The sequence below is a fragment of the Modestobacter lacusdianchii genome (assembly GCF_054177765.1).
The window spans coordinates 1-4,777 of record NZ_JBJJTJ010000058.1; the positions used below are offsets into that span (position 1 = coordinate 1).

The following is a 4,777-nucleotide window of genomic DNA, read 5'->3' on the forward strand; positions in this document are numbered from 1 at the left end:
CCGCCCCCCCCCCCCCCCCCCCCCCCCCCCCCCCCCCCCCCCCCCCCCCCCCCCCCCCCCCCCCCCCCCCCCCCCCCCCCCCCCGGGTCCCGGGCCCACGGCCCCCTGGGACACCTCCCGGGGGGCCGTGGGGTGTCCGGGGTCGATGTGTCGCGGCCGTTGCGCGACCGTGACGCCCCGGTGGCGGCCCCGTCGCCCCCACCGGCCCGTTCCCACGGGGCGGAGCGTCCGCCCTCAGGACGCGCCGCTCACCACGTCGTCCGGCACCGGACGGCTTCCGCTCCCGGCGTAAGGTCACCGCATGTTCTTCTTCACGATCCGGCGGATCATCGCGTCGGTCCTCGTGTTGTTGGTGAGCTCGTTCCTGGTCTTCGCGCTCTGCGCGGCCAGCTTCGACCCGCTGTCCCGGTACTACACGCAGAACCCCCGGCCGCCGGAGTCGTTCTTCAACAACCTCCGCGAGCAGCTGGGCCTGAACGACAACTTCTTCGTCCGCTACTGGAACTGGCTCAGCGGGGTCGTGACCGGTGACTTCGGGCAGACCGTCAACGGCACCCCGGTCGCCGACCAGCTCCTCGGCCGGATCGGGGTCACCGGGCGGATGATCATCGCCGCCGTGGTGATCGCGGTGGTCCTGGCGATCGTGGTCGGCGTGATCGGCGCCGTGCGGCAGTACAAGGCCTCCGACTACGTCTTCACCTTCCTCGTCTACATCCTGATCGCGCTGCCGACCTTCTGGTTCGCCGCCCTGCTCAAGGAGTTCGTGGCCGGCGGCATCAACGACCTGGTCGGTTCGCAGGTGCTCTACACGATCGGCGAGGAGACCCCCGGTCTCGGGCTGTACGCCAGCGGCTGGGAGCTGTGGTCCGACCGGCTGGGGCACCTGATCCTCCCCACGATCAGCCTGGCGATGCTGTCCTTCGCCGCCTGGAGCCGCTTCCAGCGCGCCGCGATGCTCGACGTGCTCGGGTCGGACTACATGCGCCTGGCCCGGGCCAAGGGGCTGACCTACCGGCGCACCGTCGTCCGGCACGGCCTGCGCAACGCGCTGATCCCGCTGACCACCGTCGTGGCGCTGGGCATCGGCACCCTCTTCGGCGGCGCGATCATCACCGAGACCGTCTTCGTCTGGCACGGCATGGGCGAGTACCTGATCGCCAACGGCATCGGGCAGAACGACATCAACGTGGTGCTGGGCTGGCTGCTGGTCAGCGCGGTCTTCGTCGTCGTCTTCAACCTGATCGCCGACATCCTCTACGCGGTCCTGGACCCGCGGATCCGGCTGGCCTGAGCCGCCTCGCGAGAGAGAAGGACACCCCCATGGCCACCACCCAGGCCACCACGGACACCGCCGGCGGTGTCCTGCCCGCGACCCCGGGCGCGCCGCAGAGCGGCGGGGCGGTCGAGCGCGAGTTCACCGTCAAGGCCCGCAGTCAGCGGCAGCAGATCATCCGGCGGTTCTTCCGCAACAAGGTCGGGATGACCGGACTGGTCATGTTCGTCGTGCTGCTGGTCTTCGGCTTCATCGGTCCGCTGGTCGACGGCAAGACCTACGACACGCAGAACCGCAACGCGCAGTCGGTGCCCCCGGGCACCTCCGGCTACCTGCTGGGCAGCGACGCGATCGGCCGCGACCTGCTGGCCGGGTTGATGCAGGGCGTGCAGCGGTCGCTGTTCATCGTGCTGCTCTTCGTGGTCATCGCCTTCCCGCTCGGCCTGCTCGTCGGCGCGCTGGCCGGCTACTTCGGCAAGTGGGTCGACAGCCTGCTCATGCGGATCGTCGACCTGATCCTCACCGTGCCGCTGCTGGTCGTGCTCATCGTCGTGGCGAGCAACTTCCCCAGCTCCCGGACGCCGCTGGGCGTCGGCATCATCCTCGGGTTGTTCGGCTGGCTGGACCTCGCCCGCATCGTCCGCAGCCAGTTCCTCTCGCTGCGCGAGAAGGAGTACGTGGAGGCCGCGCACGCGATGGGCGCCTCGAACGCCCGGATCATCTTCAAGCACCTGATCCCGAACACGCTGGGCTCGCTGATCGTCTGGACGACGCTGGCCGCCGCCACCGCGATCACCCTCGAGGCCGCGCTGACCTACCTCGGGTTCGGCGTCAACGGGGCCAACCAGACCTCGCTGGGCCGGCTGGTCTCCGACGGCGTGCAGGCCGCGAGCACCCGCCCCTGGCTCTTCTACTACCCGGGCATCGCGCTGCTGCTGATCGTCCTGGCCATCAACCTGATCGGTGACGGCATCCGCGACGCCTTCGACCCGAGCAACCGCCGCGTGCGGGCCTGACAAGGAGTTCCATGTCCACCCTCGGGACCAGTGGCACCGGTGCGTCCGGTGCCACCGCCGTCGGCACCAGCTCGACCGGCACCCTCAGCCAGGCCGGCAGCCGCCACACCGGCCTCGCTGGCTTCGACGCGAACGCGCCGCTGCTGCAGGTCAGCGACCTCAACGTGCACTTCCCGACCGAGGACGGCGCCGTGCACGCCGTCCGCGGGGTCGACTACGCCCTCCGCTCCGGTGAGGTGCTGGGCATCGTCGGCGAGTCCGGCTCCGGCAAGTCGGTGACCTCGCTGGCGGTCATGGGGCTCCTGCCCGCCTCCGCCCGGGTCACCGGTTCGGTCCGCTACCGCGGGCAGGAGCTGCTCGGCCAGAGCGACCGGAGCATGTCCCGCGTGCGGGGCAAGGGCGTCTCGATGATCTTCCAGGACCCGATGACCTCGCTGGACCCGGTGTACCGGGTGGGCTACCAGATCGAGGAGACCCTGCGGATCCACGACAAGTCGCTGTCGTCGAAGGCGGCCGAGGCGCGGGCGGTGGAGCTGCTGGAGCTGGTCGGCATCCCGAACGCCGGCGAGCGGGTGCGCTCCTACCCGCACGAGTTCTCCGGCGGCATGCGGCAGCGCGTGGTCATCGCCATCGCGATGGCCAACCAGCCCGAGGTGATCATCGCCGACGAGCCGACCACGGCGCTCGACGTCACCGTGCAGGCGCAGATCCTCGAGGTGCTGCAGACCGCCCTCCAGGAGACCGGTGCCGCGATGGTGCTGATCACCCACGACCTCGGCGTGGTCGCCGGCTTCGCCGACCGGGTGCTGGTCATGTACGCCGGTCGTCCGGTCGAGATCGGCAGCGTCGAGGACATCTACTACGAGCCGCGAATGCCCTACACCCTGGGCCTGCTCGGGTCGCTGCCGCGCCTGGACTCCAGCACCAAGGAGCGGCTCACCCCGATCCTCGGCGCGCCGCCCTCGCTGCTCAACATGCCGCCGGGCTGCCCCTTCGCACCGCGCTGCCCGCTGCACGTCGCCGCCTGCGACGAGGCCGAGCCGCCGCTGCTCCAGGTCGGGGCGGGCCACGAGGCCGCCTGCATCCGCACCGCCGAGGTCGCCAAGGCGCACGGCCACGCGGCCGACGTCTTCAGCGTCACCGGCGCGGACGCCGAGCCGGCCGGGGCAGTCGGCGCCGCCGACCTCACCACCACCGAGGAGAGCCGGGAGACCGGCGCCCCCGGCGTCCCACCGGGCGACCAGACCGAGCCCGGCGCCGGCCCCACCACGGGCCGGACCGGCAGCGTCGTCAGCCCCGAGCCGCGCCCCACGAACGGAGACCGGGCATGACCGCCCCCACCACCGAGCGCGCCGCCGACGGCGCGGACCGCCGCGGCGAGCCGATCCTCAAGGTCCGCGGCCTGGAGAAGCACTTCCCGATCAAGGGCGGTGGGCTGATCAAGCGCACCGTCGGTGCGGTGCGCGCGGTCGACGGCGTCGACCTCGACCTGTACCCCGGTGAGGTGCTGGGCCTGGTCGGTGAGTCCGGCTGCGGCAAGTCCACCACCGGGCGGGCGATCCTCAACCTGCAGCCGGCCACCGCCGGCTCCGTGGTCTTCCAGGGCCGGGAGCTCGTCGGGCTCGGGCGCAAGGAGATGCGCCCGCTCCGCCGGGACATCCAGCTGGTCTTCCAGGACCCGTACGCCTCGCTCAACCCGCGGCTGCCGGTGTTCGACATCGTCGCCGAGCCGCTGATCATCCACGGGCTCACCAAGGACGAGAAGGAGCTGCGCTCCCGCGTCCGCGAGCTGGTCGAGACCGTGGGCCTGAACCCCGAGCACACCAACCGGTACCCGGCGGAGTTCTCCGGCGGGCAGCGGCAGCGCATCGGCATCGCCCGGGCGCTGGCCCTGCAGCCCAAGGTGCTGGTGCTCGACGAGCCGGTGTCGGCCTTGGACGTCTCCATCCAGGCCGGCGTGATCAACCTGCTCGAGGACCTCAAGGACTCCCTGGGCCTCAGCTACCTGTTCATCGCCCACGACCTGTCGGTGGTCCGGCACATCTCCGACCGGGTCGCGGTCATGTACCTCGGCCGGATCATCGAGATCGCCGAGCAGGAAGAGCTGTTCACCCGCCCCGCGCACCCCTACACCCAGGCGCTGCTGTCGGCGATCCCGCTGCCCGACCCGCGCCGCGAGCGCGCCCGCCAGCGGATCATCATCTCCGGCGACGTGCCCAGCCCGGCCAACCCGCCGTCCGGCTGCCGGTTCCGCACCCGCTGCCAGAAGTTCGCCAACGTGCTCACCGACGGCGAGCGCGAGCTGTGCATGACCGTGGACCCCAAGCTGGAGACCCGCGGCACCGGTCACCTCAACGCCTGCCACTACGCCGAGGCCACGCAGGTCTTGTGATCCTGACGGATCACACCGCGGCCAGGTGCCGTGCCCGGCGCCGCTGAGCCGCTTCGTCGATCGCCGGCAGGACCCTCCGGGCCCGTGCCGGCGATC

Annotated in this window: 4 protein-coding genes; all 4 read left to right on the top strand. The window is 71.6% G+C overall.

The window, feature by feature from the left end:
- Positions 1–301 precede the first annotated feature (301 nt).
- The 4 genes from ACJTNH_RS20670 to ACJTNH_RS20685 are packed head-to-tail and all read left to right on the top strand — an operon-like array spanning position 302 to position 4,681.
- Positions 302–1,291 carry an ABC transporter permease gene (locus tag ACJTNH_RS20670; protein ID WP_458179144.1) on the top strand — a complete coding sequence of 330 codons (990 nt, stop codon included), beginning with the start codon at positions 302–304 and terminating at the stop codon, positions 1,289–1,291.
- 29 nt (positions 1,292–1,320) lie between these two features.
- Positions 1,321–2,289: an ABC transporter permease gene (locus ACJTNH_RS20675; RefSeq protein WP_458179146.1), complete on the top strand. Its 969-nt coding sequence runs from the start codon at positions 1,321–1,323 to the stop codon at positions 2,287–2,289.
- Positions 2,290–2,300: 11 nt separating this feature from the next.
- A complete protein-coding gene (locus tag ACJTNH_RS20680; RefSeq protein ID WP_458179148.1) occupies positions 2,301–3,620 on the top strand; it encodes an ABC transporter ATP-binding protein in 1,320 nt (439 codons plus the stop codon).
- The gene (locus ACJTNH_RS20685) at positions 3,617–4,681 is read left to right on the top strand and encodes an ABC transporter ATP-binding protein (protein WP_458179150.1); all 1,065 of its coding nucleotides are present in this window, start codon (positions 3,617–3,619) and stop codon (positions 4,679–4,681) included. Before ACJTNH_RS20680 ends, ACJTNH_RS20685 begins: the two co-directional genes overlap by 4 nt.
- The last annotated feature ends 96 nt before the right edge of the window (positions 4,682–4,777 follow it).